This window comes from Priestia megaterium, from assembly GCF_023824195.1.
In the GTDB taxonomy this organism is placed as follows: Bacteria; Bacillota; Bacilli; order Bacillales; family Bacillaceae_H; genus Priestia; species Priestia megaterium_D.
Genome location: NZ_CP085442.1, coordinates 2,376,226 through 2,394,906, shown reverse-complemented (window position 1 = coordinate 2,394,906; position 18,681 = coordinate 2,376,226). Strand labels below are relative to the sequence as shown.

The 18,681-nt window shown below is 38.5% G+C and carries 16 protein-coding genes; 4 read left to right on the top strand and 12 right to left on the bottom strand.

The window, feature by feature from the left end:
* Nucleotides 1-160 precede the first annotated feature (160 nt).
* Nucleotides 161-2,332, top strand: coding sequence for an MMPL family transporter (locus tag LIS78_RS12055; protein WP_252285234.1), 2,172 nt, complete (start codon nt 161-163; stop codon nt 2,330-2,332).
* Between the two features lie 45 nt (nt 2,333-2,377).
* On the opposite strand, the gene LIS78_RS12050 is transcribed toward LIS78_RS12055, so the two are convergent.
* Entirely contained in the window at nt 2,378-2,677 is a 300-nt protein-coding gene (locus LIS78_RS12050) for a YxcD family protein (RefSeq protein ID WP_013056994.1), read from the bottom strand.
* Nucleotides 2,665-3,120, bottom strand: coding sequence for a hypothetical protein (locus LIS78_RS12045; RefSeq protein ID WP_013056993.1), 456 nt, complete (start codon nt 3,118-3,120; stop codon nt 2,665-2,667). The genes LIS78_RS12050 and LIS78_RS12045 overlap by 13 nt, the downstream gene beginning before the upstream one ends.
* 577 nt (nt 3,121-3,697) lie before the next feature.
* Between LIS78_RS12045 and LIS78_RS12040 the strand changes: the two genes are divergently transcribed.
* Nucleotides 3,698-4,303 (top strand): RraA family protein, encoded by a 606-nt coding sequence (locus LIS78_RS12040; RefSeq protein ID WP_252285233.1) that lies wholly within the window; start codon nt 3,698-3,700, stop codon nt 4,301-4,303.
* Between the two features lie 22 nt (nt 4,304-4,325).
* Here the strand turns inward: LIS78_RS12040 and LIS78_RS12035 are convergent, their stop codons facing one another.
* The 5 genes from LIS78_RS12035 to proC form a co-directional block, all read right to left on the bottom strand.
* Entirely contained in the window at nt 4,326-4,688 is a 363-nt protein-coding gene (locus LIS78_RS12035; RefSeq protein ID WP_195780100.1) for a VOC family protein, read from the bottom strand.
* Nucleotides 4,689-4,726: 38 nt separating this feature from the next.
* Nucleotides 4,727-4,924 carry a cold-shock protein gene (locus tag LIS78_RS12030; protein ID WP_013056990.1) on the bottom strand — a complete coding sequence of 66 codons (198 nt, stop codon included), beginning with the start codon at nt 4,922-4,924 and terminating at the stop codon, nt 4,727-4,729.
* A gap of 359 nt (nt 4,925-5,283) precedes the next feature.
* Nucleotides 5,284-6,546: a glutamate-5-semialdehyde dehydrogenase gene (locus LIS78_RS12025; protein WP_195780101.1), complete on the bottom strand. Its 1,263-nt coding sequence runs from the start codon at nt 6,544-6,546 to the stop codon at nt 5,284-5,286.
* 114 nt (nt 6,547-6,660) lie between these two features.
* The gene (gene proB, locus LIS78_RS12020) at nt 6,661-7,767 is read right to left on the bottom strand and encodes a glutamate 5-kinase (RefSeq protein WP_195780102.1); all 1,107 of its coding nucleotides are present in this window, start codon (nt 7,765-7,767) and stop codon (nt 6,661-6,663) included.
* An 86-nt stretch (nt 7,768-7,853) separates the two neighbouring features.
* A complete protein-coding gene (gene proC, locus LIS78_RS12015) occupies nt 7,854-8,696 on the bottom strand; it encodes a pyrroline-5-carboxylate reductase (protein ID WP_013056987.1) in 843 nt (280 codons plus the stop codon).
* Between the two features lie 452 nt (nt 8,697-9,148).
* Between proC and LIS78_RS12010 the strand changes: the two genes are divergently transcribed.
* The gene (locus LIS78_RS12010; protein WP_252285232.1) at nt 9,149-12,709 is read left to right on the top strand and encodes a CheR family methyltransferase; all 3,561 of its coding nucleotides are present in this window, start codon (nt 9,149-9,151) and stop codon (nt 12,707-12,709) included.
* Here the strand turns inward: LIS78_RS12010 and LIS78_RS12005 are convergent.
* From LIS78_RS12005 to LIS78_RS11995, 3 genes are all read right to left on the bottom strand, one after another.
* Complete coding sequence (locus tag LIS78_RS12005) at nt 12,706-13,326, bottom strand: hypothetical protein (RefSeq protein WP_252285231.1); 621 nt, start codon at nt 13,324-13,326, stop codon at nt 12,706-12,708. The genes LIS78_RS12010 and LIS78_RS12005 overlap by 4 nt on opposite strands.
* Nucleotides 13,323-14,000, bottom strand: a complete 678-nt coding sequence (locus tag LIS78_RS12000) for a cobalamin B12-binding domain-containing protein (protein WP_286676969.1) — start codon at nt 13,998-14,000, stop codon at nt 13,323-13,325. The genes LIS78_RS12005 and LIS78_RS12000 overlap by 4 nt, the downstream gene beginning before the upstream one ends.
* Before the next feature lie 194 nt (nt 14,001-14,194).
* Nucleotides 14,195-16,558, bottom strand: a complete 2,364-nt coding sequence (locus LIS78_RS11995) for an AAA domain-containing protein (RefSeq protein ID WP_252285229.1) — start codon at nt 16,556-16,558, stop codon at nt 14,195-14,197.
* Between the two features lie 301 nt (nt 16,559-16,859).
* Here LIS78_RS11995 and LIS78_RS11990 point away from each other — a divergent pair, with 301 nt between their 5' ends.
* Complete coding sequence (locus LIS78_RS11990) at nt 16,860-17,882, top strand: LysM peptidoglycan-binding and 3D domain-containing protein (RefSeq protein WP_164798088.1); 1,023 nt, start codon at nt 16,860-16,862, stop codon at nt 17,880-17,882.
* A 20-nt stretch (nt 17,883-17,902) separates the two neighbouring features.
* Here the strand turns inward: LIS78_RS11990 and LIS78_RS11985 are convergent, their stop codons facing one another.
* A complete protein-coding gene (locus LIS78_RS11985; RefSeq protein ID WP_195780109.1) occupies nt 17,903-18,379 on the bottom strand; it encodes a GNAT family N-acetyltransferase in 477 nt (158 codons plus the stop codon).
* A gap of 2 nt (nt 18,380-18,381) precedes the next feature.
* Nucleotides 18,382-18,588 (bottom strand): zinc ribbon domain-containing protein, encoded by a 207-nt coding sequence (locus LIS78_RS11980; RefSeq protein WP_045290305.1) that lies wholly within the window; start codon nt 18,586-18,588, stop codon nt 18,382-18,384.
* Nucleotides 18,589-18,681 lie beyond the last annotated feature (93 nt).

Below are 18,681 nucleotides of genomic sequence, written 5' to 3'. Positions count from 1 at the left end.
CGCTTGAAACATAAACACGATTTTGCTGAGGAAACAACCCTGCTCATCTATCTAAAATGCTTTTTCAGGCAAGAAAAACAAAAAACACAATACTTCTTCTAATTACAATAACTGTTAGTATAAAATAGTCTAGTAACTGTACAAAAAATTGGAGGTTAATATGAATAAAGTAGCGAACGCATTATATGCGGGCAGAAAAATTTTATTAATACTGTGGGTCATCCTAATTGTCGGATTTGGCTTTTATGCGGCTAAGCTTCCTTCTGTTCTAGGAGGAAACGGATTTGAAATGAAAGGAATGTATAAAGATACCGAGCAGCTTTTAGTTAATAAATTTGATGTTAGCGAATCTCAGATCATCGTTTTGTTTGAAAAAAAAGACGGAGTTTCTGACTCCAAATTCCAGCAAACGATCGCTCAGTATATGCAAAAAGCAAAGGACAAATCAGACGCGTCGAAAGTCGACATACCAACGGCTTCTAACAAGATGATAAAACGAAGCACAGCGTATGGAATTATCCACTTTAATCACGATGATGGAACGATGGATAAACGAGTGGAAAAGATCAGAACTCTTTCAGCTGAAGAAAAAGAAGTTAGTGTAAAATTAACCGGTGGTCCTATTATTGAAAAAGATATGAATACAGCAAGCCAAGCTGATTTAGCAAAAGCGGAAGCCATTGGTATTCCTGTTGCTTTAGTTGTGCTTCTTCTAGCTTTTGGCGGCGTGGTAGCCGCTGCAATCCCTCTTATGATAGGAATTGTAACCGTCGTTACCACCATGGGTGTTGTGTATTTCTTTCATCCGTACACAGAGCTGTCCATCTTTATTTTAAATGTGATTCCAATGATTGGATTAGCTCTTAGTATTGACTTTGCCCTTTTGTTTATTAATCGCTTTAAAGAAGAAATTCAAACAAAATCGGTAGAACAAGCAATCAAAATCACCATTCAAACAGCGGGACGCTCAGTCATCTTCTCAGGATTATGCGTATTTATTGGATTAGCAGGAATGCTGTTTATTCAAGTGGATATTTTTCAAAACGTCGCTCTTGGAGGAATGGCTGTTGTTTTTATTGCTGTGTTTTCAGCTCTTACGCTGCTTCCTTCCATACTGGCTATATTAGGTACACGCATTAATCGTTTACGCATCTTAAAAGTCAGTGAACAAGGCGGTCAGTCTAGGTGGCGTTCATTCGCTACATTTGTCATGAAAAAGCCTGTAACTATGACTATTGTTTCTCTTATCATTCTGTTAGTAGCACTTATTCCCGTTCGAGACATGCATCTAGAAATACCGTCTTCAGAAGCGCTGCCAACAAAATATGAGTCCCGTCAAGCTTTTGACACGTATAACGATACGTTTATAAATAAAAACACGGCAGACGTTTATTTTGTGTTAGAAGCTAAGCAAGATATGCTGAATGAAAAGCCTTTAAAAAATGCCTTTACTTTTATAAAACAATTAAAAGAAGATTCGTTAGTTAAGCAAGTCGATTCTATTTCTACCGCTTTAAACGTAAAATCAAGCAATCAGCTTCAAGCTATGCTGGAAAACCCGCAGATAAGCGCGCAGACAAAGCCAGCTGTAGATTCGTTCATTAACGGACATTATATGCTCATAAAAGCTACGCTAGATACAGACCAAAATTCAGATCAAGCAAAAGATTTTGTTCGAAAATGGAAAGACAAACGTTCACCTTTCACCGTTCATATTGGCGGCTATCCAAAATTTGAACAAGAAATATTCGATGAAATTTATGAAAAAGCTCCGTATGGTTTGGCTCTTGTTTTATTTTCAACGTATGTCATTTTAATGATTGCTTTTCGTTCTGTCCTCATTCCTTTAAAGGCTATCATTATGAATATTTTAAGCTTAACAGCTACGTTTGGTTTACTTGTATGGCTGTTTCAAAATGGACATTTAGGTCTTACCCAATCCAATATTGCTTTAGTGCTGCCGGTCTTTGTTTTTGGCCTTGTATTTGGACTTAGCATGGACTACGAAGTCTTTTTGATTTCGCGCATTCACGAAGTGTATCATCAAACCCGCGATAATAATGTGGCAACGGTAGAAGGCTTAGCTTCCACTAGTAAAATTATTACGAGCGCTGCTTTAATTATGATTGTGATTACAGGAGCCTTTGCTTTTACAGATGTAACACCTGTTAAACAAATGGGTGTAGGAATTGCTTTAGCTATATTTATCGATGCAACGATTGTCAGAATGCTTCTTGTCCCTTCTCTTATGAAATTACTTGGAGATGCCAACTGGTGGTTTTTCACTAAAAAACGCGATAAGTCCAGTTCCAACGAACAGTTAAAATCATAATAAAAAAACCCGCTCACTTGAGCGGGTTTTGCATTGAAGATTCGTTTATCGACTTAATTTAGCAAAAGCGATAATACCTTCTTCATCGTCTAATTCCAGTTCTAGTCCTGCTGCGTATGGGTCTACGTTCATTTCCGTATCCAGCCAAAAGCGCAGCGCTTCAATGATGTTCAAAGTAATATGAACCTGCTTACGATCATGCACGTATGACTCTGCTGAAAAACCGTAGTCATCATCATACATTAGCTCAATCTCTACTTCTTGAGGCTGAACTTGTTTTTTTTCTGCGATATACAAACACATCGCATTGATAATATCTTGTTCAGAAATTTTTATTGTCTCCAAGATTTCACTTCCTCATTTTTACGCTTGTTGCTACGTACGCTTTGGAATAACTTTACTACAAGAAGAATTAAAGCTACAATCACAAGCATATTTACCATAAAGCCTAAAATTGGGCCTAATGGTCCTAAGCTAGATAGTAAGCTTCCAAATAATAAGCCCGCAATTCCTCCCATTAAAAGACCTTTCATTAAGCCGCCGCGCTTTGAGCTAGCCGCTGTACTTTTAGATGATGAGTTTTTAGACGTATTGTTTTGCTTAACCGAATTACTGTTATTGTTTTTAAATAAGCTTGATTGGTTATTGCTTCCGCTGTCAAAAGAGCGCTTTCCTGATTTATACCCTTTTGCGCTTGCTACGTTTGAACCGTCATGAATAAGTGATCCACCGACTGGTGAAAACACAACCGCTAATGCGATAAATGCGGCCAATAATTTTTTTACCATTGTTTTCCCTCCACTAAATGACTAACGTCACATATGTTTTTTCATATATGATTTCCATATATGTTCCTACGTTTCATCATACCAAAAGGTTTCACTTTTTTATATAAAAATGCATCAAGCTCCATCAAATGTTCACAGGATTAAACATTTGCACGTATTTCGTGTGTATATAAGACCATTTAAGTATAAATCAAAGACATTCATAAAACTAACAAAGGTCTTTCCTTCATCCTCGTTAAATACAGCTTATTTTATACTTTGCCGAAAATATTATCTAAAGTAACTTTTGCAGAGTTCTTTGGTTTCTCCACTTCTTTAATAATGTCTTTATAGGCTAACCTTCGCCTTTATTACTAATAAAGGATATATGTGCTTATATGACGAATACCATACGGGAAACAGCGCCTCAAAGATATAGGACAATGCATTAAAAATTGGCTCTGAAAGCTTCTAATACTGTACGTTTGCAGTTAATTGATGGTCAATGCTTCACGTTATCTACTTGCCCTCTCATAAATAAGAGCTTTCTCTTATATGAATATGTATAGATAGACTAAAGTTAAAAAGGAGAGATACGATGTTGAATGAACAGCTCCCATTATCAACAGCAAATTTATCAGATGCAATGGAAGGTGCCAACCACTTAGACTTTTCTATTAAGCCATTGCAGCGTCATTACAAACTATTTGGGCCGGCTCTTACCGTAAATACGCCTGCTGGCAATAATTACTCAGTGCTTGAAGCGATTCGACTAGCGGAGCCCGGAAGCGTGCTCGTTATTGATGGAAAAAGCTATTGTAACCGTGCCTTAGCAGGAGATTTCGTAGTAGCCATGGCGAAGCTTGTTGGAATAAGCGGTATTGTACTAGATGGTGTTATACGAGATCAGGAAGACATTGAAAAGCTCAATTTCCCTGTATTTTGTAAGGGCTCTACGATCGCAGCAAGCAGCAAAAAAGAAAAAGGAACAGTAAATGAAACCATTTCCTGCGGGGGCGTGAAAATCTATCCTGGTGATTTTATTGCAGGTGACGACGGTGGAGTCATTGTCATTCCTAAGGATGACGCCGAGAAGGTATTAGCAAAAGCGCGGGAAAAGTGGCAAAAAGATAAAGACCGAGAGAACGAAGTATTAATTAGCAAAGAAACGGTATATACGTATTTAGATAACGCCCTAAAATAAAAGACCTCCGCTTGGAGGTCTTTTATTTGTCATATTGTAAAAATTCTAATCGATTTCCGAACGGGTCGTGGACAAAAAAACGCTCTCTCCCTGCAATAGGCTCTTCTTCAGAAAGAACGCAGCCCCAATGTGCCAACTTACGTCTAAGCGTCTTGATATCTTCCACGACAAAAGCTGGATGCGCTTTTTTAGCAGGTATGTAGTCATCTTGAATACTGATATGCACTTCTTGAGTCCCACATTGAAACCATATGCCGCCTCTGTGCCTTAAATTTTCCGGCTTAAGAACAGTTTTCATTCCTAAAAGATTTTCATAAAAATTTCTTGCTTCTTGCTCGCATCCTTCTGGACCAAGAAGCTGAACATGATCAATTCCTAGAAACATCCACAAACCCCTTTCAAAAAACGTCTTCCTAAAAGTTATTAATCAATGACTCTAGGATTATGAATAACCTGCAGTTCTTTTACAGCTTGCTTCATTTCGCTTTTGCAAATTGGACAAGTTGGCTGATCTCCGCTTTTAAAGTTATCTCGAACCCAACAATTACACGTATCTGATGTACATTCCCAAACTTTTGTTTCTTCAATAACAGCCGGCTCTAAATTTTTACGATTATACATACACATCGTCTCCTTTAAACAGTACTTTTTAAGTGGATAATAAATGAAGATTAACTTAGCGTGTAAATGTGGTAAATGGTGCAAGATAAAGTGATACTATACATCCGTAAATCAATCTTTGAGGAATACATACGGCGTCTTGAAAGACTAAAATAAAAATGAAGTTATAACAAAGCAGATAGCAGTTGCTTTTCTTAAACAACGGGATAGTCTGAAAAGAACAAAAATGAAGATCACAAAAATTATATATTTTACTATTATAACAGAGTTTATATTTTTTTACAAATCAGCTTCCATTTACTTGTTTTGCTTTTCATAAAAAAAAGAGCGAGCACATGATTAGGCTCGCTTTTCATTTCTTATCGAGTTTGTCCGTTTCCACTCATAATATATTTAATTGTCGTAAGCGCAGGAAGTCCCATTGGACCGCGTGCATGAAGCTTTTGAGTTGAAATCCCAATTTCAGCTCCAAATCCTAAAGCTCCTCCGTCAGTAAAACGCGTAGATGCATTATGATACAGTGCGGCTGCATCCACTAAAGACATGAAGCGTGAAACGGCTTGTTCATCTTCTGAAATGATGGCTTCAGAGTGTTTTGTTCCATATGTTTCGATGTGGTCAATCGCTTCATCCACACTCTCTACTACTTTCATCGCGATTGCTAAGCGCAAATACTCTTCAGCCCAGTCTTTTTCAGCCGCTGGTTTTGCTCCAGGAATTTCACCTACTGTCACTTTGTCACCATATACTTCAATATTATGATCGTTGAATGCTTGAATCAATTCATCTTTATGAGAATCGAGCCAGTTCTTGTGTACAAGAACCGTTTCTGCTGCGTTACACACCGCTGGTCGATCTGTTTTTGCATTAATCAAAATCGGAATGGCCTTCTTAACGTCAGCTTGTTCATCGATATAAATATGGCAGTTTCCGACTCCCGTTTCTAACACGGGAACCGTTGCGTTATTGACGACCGCTTGAATCAATGAAGCCCCTCCGCGCGGAATTAGCACGTCAATATGCTCTTTCATTGTAAATAGTTCTTGCGTAGCCGCACGATCTGTACTTGAAATAAACTGTACCGCTTCTTTAGGAATTGGAGTTTCATCAAGAGCTTTATGAATAATGTCCACGATAGCTTGGTTAGATGAAATAGCTGAAGAGCCGCCTTTTAACACAATGGCATTTCCAGATTTCAACGCTAGCCCTGTTGCATCTACCGTTACGTTTGGACGTGCTTCATAAATCATTCCGATAACGCCAAGAGGCACGCGTACTTGCTTTACATCTAGACCGTTATCCAATGTCCAGCTTGATAAAATATCTCCTGTTGGATCATCTAACTCAGCAACCTCACGAAGGCCATTTGCAAATTCTTTTACACGTTCCGCTGAAAGAGCGAGGCGATCCATCAGCGCTTCATCAAAACCTTTTTCTTTCCCGTTTTTTAAGTCTACTTCATTTGCTTTTAAAATATACTCCGTGTTGCTTTCAAGTGTAGAAGCAATGGTTAACAGCGCATCGTTTTTTTGTTCTGTTGTTAGTAAACTTAATTGCTTAGCTGCTTTTTTTGCTGAAATAGCTTGTTCTTCTACTGAATACTTTTCATTTGTTTGTAACACCAAATCACTCCTGGATTCGTTTTAGTTTTGTTTGATTTTAAAGTGTGAGGCATAAGAGGTAAATGCAATCATGCAAAGAAAAGGAAGGGCTCCTTTTCTTTACAGCATGTTTGCTTACAAACCGACCGGTACTGGAATTTCTAAGTGACACACTAGACCTTCGCTGTCTACAATCGGTTGATCAATTGGCTCATTCTGTGCAAGTTCATCAGATGAATAATTTGTCACGCCAAGAGCCAGCTCATTTTCGTCTTTATCTAGAATACGTACAACTGCTCGTTCACTAAAGTGGCCTTTAATATATTTAACGTGCTCGCGAAGTAAAGGCTCTTTATCTTCAATAATTGCACGTTTCGCGGCATCTTCGACTACTATTTCCCCTTCAGGACCAGAGTTAAACGCAATCCACTGCTTTTTCTGATTAAGGTTCGCAGAATCATCTTCAGATTCAAAATACGTTCCTGTTGCATCTCCGTCAACCGCTTGTGTTAAAATGTTTGGCACGCCAGCTCTTCCTAAAAATGCTGGAATTCCTGACGCCATAGCGATTTTGAACGCGTCAATTTTCGAGCGCATACCGCCTGTTCCAACTGAACTTCCTGAATCTCCTGCAGATTCTTCGATTTCTTGCGTGATTTCCCCTACGTGAGGAACTAATTTTGCATTTGGATCCTGGCGAGGGTCCGCGCTGTATAAGCCATCGATATCCGATAAAATAATAAGCAGGTCGGAATCCACTAGTCCAGCAACTTTAGCTGAAAGTGTATCATTATCGCCAAATTTTAATCGATTGATGGTTACCGTATCGTTTTCATTGACAATTGGCACAATGCCGCGTTCTAGCAGCACGTTAATTGTATTTCGTGCATTGTTGTAACGATTTTCGTCTGAAAAATCGTCTCTCGTAATTAAGATTTGAGAAGCAACGTATCCATGGGATAGAAACAGTTCTGAATAAGCCTCCATTAACAGTCCTTGACCGATTGAGGCAGCTGCTTGTTTTTCAGGTAAAGAGCTAGGTCGCTCTAAGCAGCCAAGCTTGCGGTAGCCTGCAGCTACAGCTCCTGATGAAACCAATAGAACTTCATGACCGCTATCTTTTAAGTCTACGACTTGATCCACAAGGCGCTCGAGCTTCCGTCTGCTGATTTCACCGTGTGAACTTGTTAATGAACTACTTCCAATTTTAATTACAACCCGCTTCTTATTGTCGGGACTCATCAAATCACTCCTAGTGTGTTCTGTATGTTTTCTTGTTTATGATTATTTTTTGTGGTGAGGAATTCACGAAGAAGATAAGTGACGAATTAATTAGTACTTGCCACTTTTTGTAGTTGAGCACTCATTTCTTTTGAACGCTTTGATGCTCCTTTGACTGCTTGCATCATTGCTTCTCCGCCGCCGTGTTTAGCTAAGGCGTCTAAACCAGCTGCTGTTGTACCGTTTGGAGACGTCACATTTTCACGAAGCTCCGTCGGCGTTTCATCTCTTTCCATCATCATTCTTGCTGCACCGTAAATGGTTTGGGCGCCAATTTCACGTGCTAGCTCAGGATCGAGACCTTCTTCTTTAGCTGCTTTTTCGATATGCTCCATAAGGAAATAAAAATAAGCGGGTCCACTTCCGGCAATTCCTGTGAAAATGTCCATTTGAGGCTCATCAATCACGTATACCTTTCCGATTGCAGAAAGCAGCTCTTTTGCTGTTAGCACAGCATCCATTGCAGCATATTGACCTGGAGATATAGCCGTTGCTGATTGCTGAATCATACTTGATGTATTCGGCATCACTCGAATGACCTGCTGTTCATCATGCAATAACTCTTCCATGTAAGAAGACGAAATCCCTGCAAGAACAGATAGGACAAGCTGGTCTTTGTTGATTTGAGGCTTTAATTCGTTTAATGCCTCTTCAGCGCCTTTTGGCTTCATCGCTAGAATAAAAACGTCAATGTCATCTGTTTTCAGCTCGCTGCGCTTTACTGCTGTGATACCATATCTATTTTCAAGTTCGTGCAGTCGCGCATCATTACTTCGATTTGTTACGATAATATTTTCAGCAGGTAATTTCTTTGCATTGACCATACCAGAAATCATCGCTTCTGCCATTGATCCAGCACCTAAAAAAGCAACTTTTTGTTTTTGATCCATCAAATCTCCCCTGTCATTTGTTCGTATTTTTGTTCTCGTTTCTTTCAACGGTTCCTATAGTAACATGCTGAAAAAGAGTGTCAAGTTGAATTTAACCGTTTTTTTCCTCCTTGAGCGTATCACCTTATGCATATGTAAGCGTAAACAAAACTTTTTTAAATATTTTTTTCTGCAAAAAAAACCGATTTTTTTTATAAAAATACGTTTATATAAAGAAAATCGGGGCATACTATATAGTTTGGACTTTAAAATTTTTTTGCGAAAAAATAGAGGAATTTTGAAAACGTTATTTGAACAATATAATAGGTTTGCTAAAATGAACCTATGTACCAGCATCTTGGTTTTTTTGAAAAAATTTACTTTTGATGTAAACCACGCTGTGCTGTCGACATTAAAATAAACAAAACGACATACAATCTAGGAAGTGTCTAAACATTATTGGAGGTTCTATTATGAAGAACAACTCGTTTTCTACAGTTCCATCGTCTTCAGAAGGAATAGAGAAACAGGATTTACACGTTGTGGGAATTGGCGCTTCTGCCGGAGGGTTAGAAGCTATTGAGCAGTTTTTCGCTAATATGCCTTCACCAAATGGAATGGCGTTTATTATTGTGCAGCACCTTTCCTCTAAATATAAAAGTTTTATGCCAGAACTTTTAGCAAAAAAAACAGGAATGAATATCAAACTGACACAAGACGGGATGACTTTACAAGAAGACACAATTTATTTAAATCCTCCTCATCATTATGTGACCGTTGTTGATCATACTCTTCGCCTTCGTCCTTATGAAGAAAATGATCAGGTAAAGTATCCGATTGACGCCTTTTTTCATTCTCTGGCTGCTGTAAAAAAACACCGGTGCACAGCCATTATTTTATCGGGAAAAGGAAATGATGGAACAGGAGGAGCAAAAACGATACGAGAGTATGGCGGAACTGTACTTGTACAAGATGAAAGCACAGCAAAGTACAGAGATATGCCCCTAAGCGCTATTGATGCACACCTTGCTGATTATATTCTTTCTCCTGCTGATATGCCTGACCTTGTGCAAACGCATGTCAGCCAGACTGAATTTACATATAATGAAGAAACGCTGCAATACATTTATTCATTAATAAAGAAGAAAACAGGCATCGACTTCTCTATGTACAAAAAAAACACGGTGCTGCGACGACTTGAAAAGAGAATGGCTTTACTCGATCCGCCCTCTCAAACGATGGAAGAATACCGGGACTATTTATGTAAAGAAGCCGAAGAAATCGTCGAACTACAGCGAGACTTGCTGATTGGAGTGACACAATTTCTTAGAGATAAAGAAGCATTCTCTATTATTGAAGAACAAGTCATCCCTCAATTAGTTGAAAGAAAGATTCATAGTCAAGAAGATGAAATCCGCATCTGGGTAGCAGGTTGTTCTACTGGTCAAGAAGCATACACATTAGCTATTTTGCTTCATGACTATTTATCAACAATCAACCGTTATTTCGATGTCCGAATCTTTGCTACGGACATCGATCGTCATGCAATCAAAAGAGCTAGTCAAGGTATTTATGAAGAAGCGGAAGTTCATTCCTTCTCAGCAGCTCAGATTAATGAATATTTTGAGCAAACAAAACACGGTGGTTATCAAGTAAAAAAAACAATCCGCAAAATGATTGTTTTTGCACCGCATAATATAGGAAAAGACTCGCCTTTTGTAAACGTCGACTTAATTAGCTGTCGAAATATGATGATTTATTTCCAAGCTGAACTGCAGCAGCGTATTCTGTCTCTTTTTCATTTTTCTTTGACAGAAGAAGGCGTACTTTTTTTAGGCCCTAGTGAAACAACAGGCAATTTGTCTGATTTGTTCCGTCCTATCAACAGTAAGTGGAAAATATTTAAGCGTTCCGGGCCGGCAGGCCGGCAGATTACAGGTGCTTTTAATCTTTCAAAAGCAAACTTGCATGAAAGTGATTTTTCTAGCGTGCCGCTGCCAAGTCAACTTTATAAGCCACTTCCTTCACTTAAACTAGATGAGATGTATCAGTCGATGATTGATCACTTTATGAGCCCTTGTCTTGTATTAAATGAGTACAATGAAGTGATATTTTGTTCAAAAGAAGCAACTCAGCTTATTAACGTTCCTATAGGTAAAATTAACTATACTATTTTTAAAATGGTTCCAGTTCACGTCTCTTTAGCCATTGGAGCAGCTATTAAACGCGTAAAAGAGCAAGGTATGAGCGTATGCTGTCAGCACATTGAGTTTGTCATAAACAATGTTCAGCGCCGCTTTAATATTACGATATCTGCTCTTCCAACAAATCACTCTCTTTACTTACTTATGTTTGATGAACAGACAGATGGTGCCATTATTGATAAAGAAGAGCCCCTGTCTCTTAATCAAACAAGCTCCATTAGTGAGCTTGTAGTAGATTTAGAGCAAGAGCTTCATTACACGCAGCAGCATTTGCAAACGACGATTGAAGAGCTAGAAACAGCAAATGAGGAGCTAAAGTCCACGAACGAAGAACTGATTGCTTCCAACGAAGAGCTGCAGTCCACAAATGAAGAATTGCAGTCTGTTAATGAAGAGTTAATTAGTGTTAACAATCAGTACGAGCGAAAGATTGAAGAATTAACGGACTTAAACAACGATATTGATAATTTATTAATCAGTACAACTATTGCTACCATCTTTTTAGACGAGCAGCTGAATATTAAATTATTTACGCCGGAAACGAAAACAGTGATCAACGTTCTTCATCAAGATATCGGAAGACCTTTCTTTCATATTTCGCATAACTTTAGATATGACCATCTAATCGAGGACGCAATGCACGTTTTAAGAACAAATAATACCCTTCAAAAAGAAATTCAAAGCTATGATAATCAATGGTACAGCATGAAAATGATGCCTTATCGTACGAATGAGAATTTAATTAACGGTGTAGTTATTACGTTTATTAATATTACAGAAATTAAACGATCAAATGAAGAATTGGCTATTACATCATTTGCAGTAGCTCATAGTCCTACGGGCATTTTTATTACCGATCATCAAGGTAAAATTAAGTACATTAATCAAAAATTCATGGAGCAAAAGCATGCGCCACAGGAAGTATTTGGACTACATCTCTATGACTTGTATACAAAAAAGCTGGGCGTTAAAAGATTTCCTAAAATTTGGAATGAAGTATACAGAGGAGAAAAATGGAACGGAGAAATTTCCTACGTTCAAGAAGACGGAGAAACCGTTTGGGAACAGTTAGCCTTAATGCCTGTTAAAAATGATCAGGATGAAATCATCCATTATATTGGGTTAAGCGAAGACATTTCACAGCGCAAACAGTCGGAAATGATGCTCAAAAATTCAGAGATGCTGTCAGCACTTGGCCAGCTGGCTGCTGGCATTGCCCATGAAATACGAAACCCTCTTACATCATTAAAGGGCTTTTTACAGCTTATGATGCAAGAAGAAACGTATAAAAAAGAATATATGGATGTCATGATGTCCGAGTTTAACCGCTTAGAACTGATTATTAGCGAACTGCTCATTCTAGCCAAACCCGAAGTCGTAAAATATGAAAATAAACAGATAAATTTAATTCTTCAAGACGTATGTACACTACTGCATACACAGGCCATTCTTAAAAACATTACTATTTCAACAGATTTTGAAGAAAAATTACCTGTTGTTCATTGTATTGAAAAAGATATGAAACAAGTATTTATCAACATGGTGAAAAATTCTATTGAAGCGATGGATGACCCCGGGTCTATTCTAGTGGTATCTAAATTTGATCCAGATACAAATCAAGTAGTCATCCAAGTGATAGATGAAGGAAAAGGCATGCCGAAAGATCGATTAACACGAATTAGCGAGCCTTTCTATACAACAAAAGAAAAAGGAACAGGATTAGGATTGATGGTGAGTCACAAAATCATTAGTAATCATAAAGGAAGCATTTCGTATGATAGTGAAGAAGGAAAAGGCACAACGGTAGAAATCCGATTGCCGCTTTCTTAATGTACTTTGTTCTTCTGCCTTAAACATTCAAGCTCCTGATTAATTACATCTTGAATGTCAAACAAATGTGTAGAGACCAATTCAATATATTCTCCTTTTCCTGCTTCAATTACGTCGGAGCGGATAATACTTAGGAGGTCTTGAATGGTTAGCACATTTGTTTTCATTTCTCGAAAATGACGCTGAAGATCAACTAGCTGCATTTTTTTCGCCGTTTCTACATCTGTTTCCCTGACTGAAAAATCTTGGTTTACTTGTGATGAGTCTTGCAGAAGCATAGAGCGAAACTGTTGAAGAGTTGATTGAACACTCGTCATATGCTCATGAATAGGATAGCAGAAAACAGCGTGCAGCAAATGATAGGCATCAGGCTTAAAATGAAAATCAAAAAGAGCAACCGGGTTAGAAAACGTGCGCATATTTACTTCGATTTGCACTTCTTCCTTTCCCTGGAGTGCTCTTTTTACTTTTTCTTGGCTGTCTTCATCAACTAGATCTAAAAAGTTCTGAACAGGCGGAAAATTTTTTGTGACGCTTGGTGTAAATTCAATTATTTCGTTGTCTTTATTGAGTAAAAACATTGGAACCGGAATGTGTTGAATCGGCAAACTGATCATATTTCTTCCCCCATTGCTAACATTTTATCTTGCATCGAACTTTCTTTATTATTGATTAGAAGCCAGTCTTTAAAAGCTTGAATATGATTAATGAATATGGTTCTTGAGGATCCTGAAGCCCACAAATCGTGCGTGTTGAGAAGCCTGCTGCCTACCAATACAAGTGGGTGTTGCGACATGCTTTCAATCACAGCAATATACTTTTGTAAATCCGGCAAGAGGTGTACTTGCGAGACAGACAAGCACACTACATCAGGGTCCCATCTTTCAATGCTTTTTAGAGCAAACGGCAGCGGCAAGTTTGCTCCTAAGTTTTTAACTTCCCATCCATGTTCTCTCATAAGTCCTGCAATCATTTTAATGCCTAAGTAATGCTCTTCTCCTTCAATGCAAAAAAGAAGTGCTCGATGGCGCTGAAGCAATTGATGCTGTGATAGCTGAAAGCGAGTTAACACATAGTCACAGGTTGCAGTAGCCAAATGCTCGTCCGCGACTGAAATTTTATTTTCTTGCCACCTTTTCCCTATCTCATACATCGCTTCTGTCAGAAACGTATATACGCTAGTTGAAGAATGGCCTTCTTCTATATATAGAGCAATGAGCAGCCAGCTTTTTTGAACGTCTCCTTCTAGCAACCAATCAGCTAAAGCCGCTACATCACGAGAGTAAACGATAAGATCACGCCCTTTTCCTAAAGTTACAATAAATCTCTAGGCAAAACTTCCTTTTTGCACGATGGACAACATGCGTAGACGCCTTTATTTTCATCATAATCTACGTTCATCGGCTGCTTGCATGCTTTACATACAGCATGTACGTAGTTTAAATATTTTTCCACTAATAAACGTGTTGCCCCACTTGTTTTCCCTCAATAATAGCAAATAAACCTTACTTTTCCTTTTTTTGTTATCTCTACCTCTCGCATATGCTGACAAGATTCACAGCGATCCCAGCTGCGAAGGTAATTGCTCAAAGAATATTGTGGTTTATTTGTTTCTATATACTTTTTCGTTTCTTGATTTCTTGTTTTATCTTCAGTAAAGTCAATTGACCGAATAAGCTGTTTAGCGCCTAGCTTTGACTCAATTCTAGCTGTCATAAACGCTTCATTCTTTCCCCCATAAGGCATATTAATCCATATAGTGGACTCATCGATGATAAGCAGTGACATCGGAACAGCAGATGAAATGACATGAGCGCCGTCAATTCGAACTTCTTTTGGTTCACGAGTAAGAACGGTCACTTCACCATTAAAAGAATTTAACATATCCCGTATTTCTTGAGAGACAAGGGAAGCATAAGGAATACACAATAAAATCTGCTGCCGAGCTTGATATAAGTCTTTTTTTAACTGACTGCTGTTCGATGGATGGTACCAAATCAATTTAGGATGCTGAATGACTTCTTTTAAAAATTGTTGAGGTTGGCATACTTTTTGATTTTCATTAAAGTGGTTGACCAACTTCCATAACGCCCGCCCCTTTGGTACACGTTGTTGGGCAAACGCCTCGTCTGAAAGCATAATAAATTTTCCTTTTGAACGCGTCACCGCTACATTTACCAATCGGTCGCTATTTTCATTTGTCAAAAGTAAACCCGGTTTTGACTGCGGCTGTGTATCGACCGTATCAAAAATCATGATATCTCGTTCCGCGCCTTGAAATTTGTGTACGGTTGCTGCAATTATAGCGCTAGCCGGTTCAATATCTTGAAGAAATGCATTGATCAATTTAGCTTGAGACTTATAAGGAGTCACATAGCCAAGAGTAGCCGAAGAAGCTTTGCGTGCCCGCAGCATCAAACTTACCGCCAAAACAGCCGTTATCACATTGTAGCGTGAGCCGGAAGCGACATCTCGCATAGCGGAAGAATGCAAATGACCAATGTTAAGCATAAGCGCTGCTTCATGAGCAAACGGCCGGCTGCTTGCTACTACTTCTCGACTTGTTGTGACAGATGGATGATCTGCTACTCGATTGCTGTAAATATAGCGATTTGTAAAAGCTGAGATATCTTTATGCATTCTTCTTTGCTTCGTCAACATAAAAAGATGCGGGTGTATCTCACCGCTTTCTACTTGCTCTACAAGACCCGTCTGCTCAAATAAATCTCGCTGCAGCCACTTCTTCACTTCAGCATGAGAAGATTGGGATACCGGGGGAAGCTGTTTAAAATCGCCGCATACGACAATTCGTTTTCCTAACGTAGCTGCAAAAGCAATTTGCGGTGCATATGCCATGCTAATTTCATCTACCACAACCATATCAAATTCACTTTGATAAAGTAATCGGTCAATAGCCGCTTTTGATAAAGTAGTGCCTACAATATACGCTTGATCAAAAACATTTTTCTCCGCTTCAATCCACTTGTTACGAAGGGCGTTTAACTTTTTGTTAACTTGCTGAAGCTGGTGAGCTCTATTGGGATACCTGCTTAAGTAAACTCGTTCTTCTTGTAGCTCACGCATCTCCTGAGCTAAATCCGGATCATCTTCTCCAATGACTTCTTCTACTTTTATATTTTCTAAGCCGCTGCTTTTTGTTGCTCCGTATCGAATAAGTTTTCCATTTTTCCAAGCTTCTTTCTTTTTTAACTGACGTGCAGTTTCTTGCAGCAAACCATCCACCGCTGCATTACTGTGAGATAATAAAAGGATCCGCTTTGATTTCCGGTAATAGCTTGCCGCGATTTTGGACAGCGTATATGTCTTTCCAGTTCCAGGAGGTCCCCAAATATAAGTAGTACGGTTATAACGCGCTCGCAGCAACACTTCATGAAGAGCGTTCTTAGACGTATACTCCTTATGACGAACAGGACTATCGCCTGTCATAAGACGTTTGATTCTCACTATTTTTTGCTTGTAATCTTTTGCTTCCGTGAGTCTATCAATGAGAGCCTGCAATAATTCCCATGGTTCGTTATATATATCGAGTTCGTCTACTTCTTGTCCAATAAACGCATCTATTTTAAGGTACAAATCAAACCCTTCTGTTCCGATAACTTCTCCTTTACTTTCTTTATGCTGGTGGACAAGGCGTACCTGAGCTCCATCGAAAAGGTATAAATCAACTGTGCGTTCAAACCGGTAAAGATACGCATCCTCCTGCTGCCCTAAGTACTCTCCTTTTCCTACCGTATACTTTTCTCCGCCGTGTTTCTTCATATAATTAATCTCAATTGAAAGTGCGCGCACCCATGCTTTTAAATATGAAGAGATAGAGCGTTTTTCCATAGATGTCTAACTCCCTTTTTATCCGTTCATTTCTAACTTGTCTATTCTATCATGTCATTTGAATATAGCATAGCTTCTTTCTTCTTCGTTTTTATAAAAGCAGAACATCTTTTTTACTATTCTATCTCTACAGACAAATTAAGAGTTTTTTCATCATAATCGTAAAAAAACCGCGTTTTTTCTATAACTTTAGACGTATTGTTACAAACTTGTAATATAAAACCCACTATTTTGTCATGAGTTTGTTACATATTGCTGATAGAATAAGAGACAACTATTGGAAATAAAGGAGAAATATTAGATGAAAAAACACATTTTTACATTAGGGGCCACAGCTTTAGTATCAATTGGAATTGCAGACGCAGCATCAGCTGACACAGACACGCATAAAGTAAAAGCTGGAGAAACGTTATTCAGCATCTCACAGCAGCATAATGTAACAGTTGAAGACTTAAAAAAGTGGAACGGTCTTTCTTCCACATTAATTTATGCAAACCAAACATTACAAATTGGATCTACATCTACTGACTCTTCATCTAGTTCAACTCCAACTACGACATCTTCAAATCATACATATACAGTAAAATCAGGTGACACGCTTTATCGTATCGCTAAAAACAACGGTACTTCTGTACAGCAGCTAAAAGAGTGGAATAACTTATCTAGTCATTTAATTTATGTGAATCAAGTATTAAAAATAAGCGGAACAGGAACTGTTTCATCATCACCTTCAGCACCTGTACAAGAAAAAACAAACGAAACGCAAGCATCCCCGGCTCCTAGCAACAGTAAAAGTTACAAAGTTCAGCCTGGAGATACAATGTGGAGCGTAGCACAGCGACACGGCATTTCAATTTCTCAATTAAAACAGTGGAATAACTTATCGTCTAATACGATTTACATTAATCAAGTGCTACAAGTAGGCGGACAAGCTGCAGCTCAGGCGAAACCATCAACGCCATCACCTGCTGCTCCTTCAACACCGTCGACTTCAACGCCGGCACCTGCTCCAGCGCAAGAAAGCAAGTCGGTTTCGAAAGAGATTACGGTTGAAGCAACAGCTTATACTGCTTACTGTGCGGGCTGCAGCGGAATCACTGCTACAGGCATCGACCTAAGGTCAAATCCTAATCGAAAAGTAATTGCAGTGGATCCTCGCGTGATTCCATTAGGTTCTCGCGTATACGTAGAAGGTTACGGAGAAGCAATTGCTGGAGATACTGGCGGTGCCATTAAAGGTACTCGCGTTGATTTATTTATGGCATCTCAAAGCTCAGCTTTAAATTGGGGACGCAAAACGGTAAAACTTCAAATTTTAGATTAATCACTAAAAGCAGAAGCGTGTTAGTCGCTTCTGCTTTTTAATTTTTTTTCAAACATAATCATATCGATAGCTTGCAAGCCATTCTCGTAAATCGGTGGAACGTACTGCAAAAAGAAATTCTTTTTGACACCAGTTTGATAAAAGCCTGCCTTTTTATAAAATGCTATGTTTTCAAGACTGGAGTCCGCTGTTCCTACAATCATTTTAGAATAATGGTTACACTCATACAATGTTTCTAACTTTTTAATGACTTTGCTGCCGATTCCTCTTCCTCTGTATGCTTTTTTTAAACCGATATTCTTTACTTCTACTGCCGATTCCTTTTCATCGATGAGGCACTGCACAACTCCTATCTCCTTCTTTTCATACACAATGGTAAATAAGGAACCTTCATTTATATACGAATTCACCACTTTTTCGTCTTCATCCCCTATTAATAGCAGGTTTAAATAGGAAGCGCGCCTGTCTTTATCAATTTCAATAAGGTCCATACTCATCTTTATCCTCCAAAAAATAAGTCAATAATATTGCTGCCTCTTGAAGATGATTTATTATATAGCTCTGAATACCCGCAGCTCGTGCAATATACCACTGTAAAGTGATTGTGCTGAACATCTAAGTATCTAGACAGTCCCGTTCCCGTTGTAGCAATTTCTTTTGTTTTTGCTTCTGTATGTCCGCATTTTACACAACCGTTTTTCCCCACTGTCATACTCCTTTATAAATAAAATAATTTCTTATTTATATAAACGGATATAAAAGGAAAAAGTTTCATTTAATTGATAAATAAAGGAACCAA

What these genes read in the sequence shown, in the direction of transcription:
- LIS78_RS12035 (WP_195780100.1), bottom strand. Translation starts at nt 4,688, where the DNA reads ATGTTTCTAGGAATTGATCATGTTCAGCTTCTTGGTCCAGAAGGATGC.
- LIS78_RS11985 (WP_195780109.1), bottom strand. Translation starts at nt 18,379, where the DNA reads ATGAGTATGGACCTTATTGAAATTGATAAAGACAGGCGCGCTTCCTAT.
- proB (WP_195780102.1), bottom strand. Translation starts at nt 7,767, where the DNA reads ATGAGTCCCGACAATAAGAAGCGGGTTGTAATTAAAATTGGAAGTAGT.
- LIS78_RS12010 (WP_252285232.1), top strand. Translation starts at nt 9,149, where the DNA reads ATGAAGAACAACTCGTTTTCTACAGTTCCATCGTCTTCAGAAGGAATA.
- LIS78_RS11995 (WP_252285229.1), bottom strand. Translation starts at nt 16,558, where the DNA reads ATGGAAAAACGCTCTATCTCTTCATATTTAAAAGCATGGGTGCGCGCA.
- LIS78_RS12055 (WP_252285234.1), top strand. Translation starts at nt 161, where the DNA reads ATGAATAAAGTAGCGAACGCATTATATGCGGGCAGAAAAATTTTATTA.
- proC (WP_013056987.1), bottom strand. Translation starts at nt 8,696, where the DNA reads ATGGATCAAAAACAAAAAGTTGCTTTTTTAGGTGCTGGATCAATGGCA.
- LIS78_RS12045 (WP_013056993.1), bottom strand. Translation starts at nt 3,120, where the DNA reads ATGGTAAAAAAATTATTGGCCGCATTTATCGCATTAGCGGTTGTGTTT.
- LIS78_RS11990 (WP_164798088.1), top strand. Translation starts at nt 16,860, where the DNA reads ATGAAAAAACACATTTTTACATTAGGGGCCACAGCTTTAGTATCAATT.
- LIS78_RS12040 (WP_252285233.1), top strand. Translation starts at nt 3,698, where the DNA reads ATGTTGAATGAACAGCTCCCATTATCAACAGCAAATTTATCAGATGCA.
- LIS78_RS12005 (WP_252285231.1), bottom strand. Translation starts at nt 13,326, where the DNA reads ATGATCAGTTTGCCGATTCAACACATTCCGGTTCCAATGTTTTTACTC.
- LIS78_RS12030 (WP_013056990.1), bottom strand. Translation starts at nt 4,924, where the DNA reads ATGTATAATCGTAAAAATTTAGAGCCGGCTGTTATTGAAGAAACAAAA.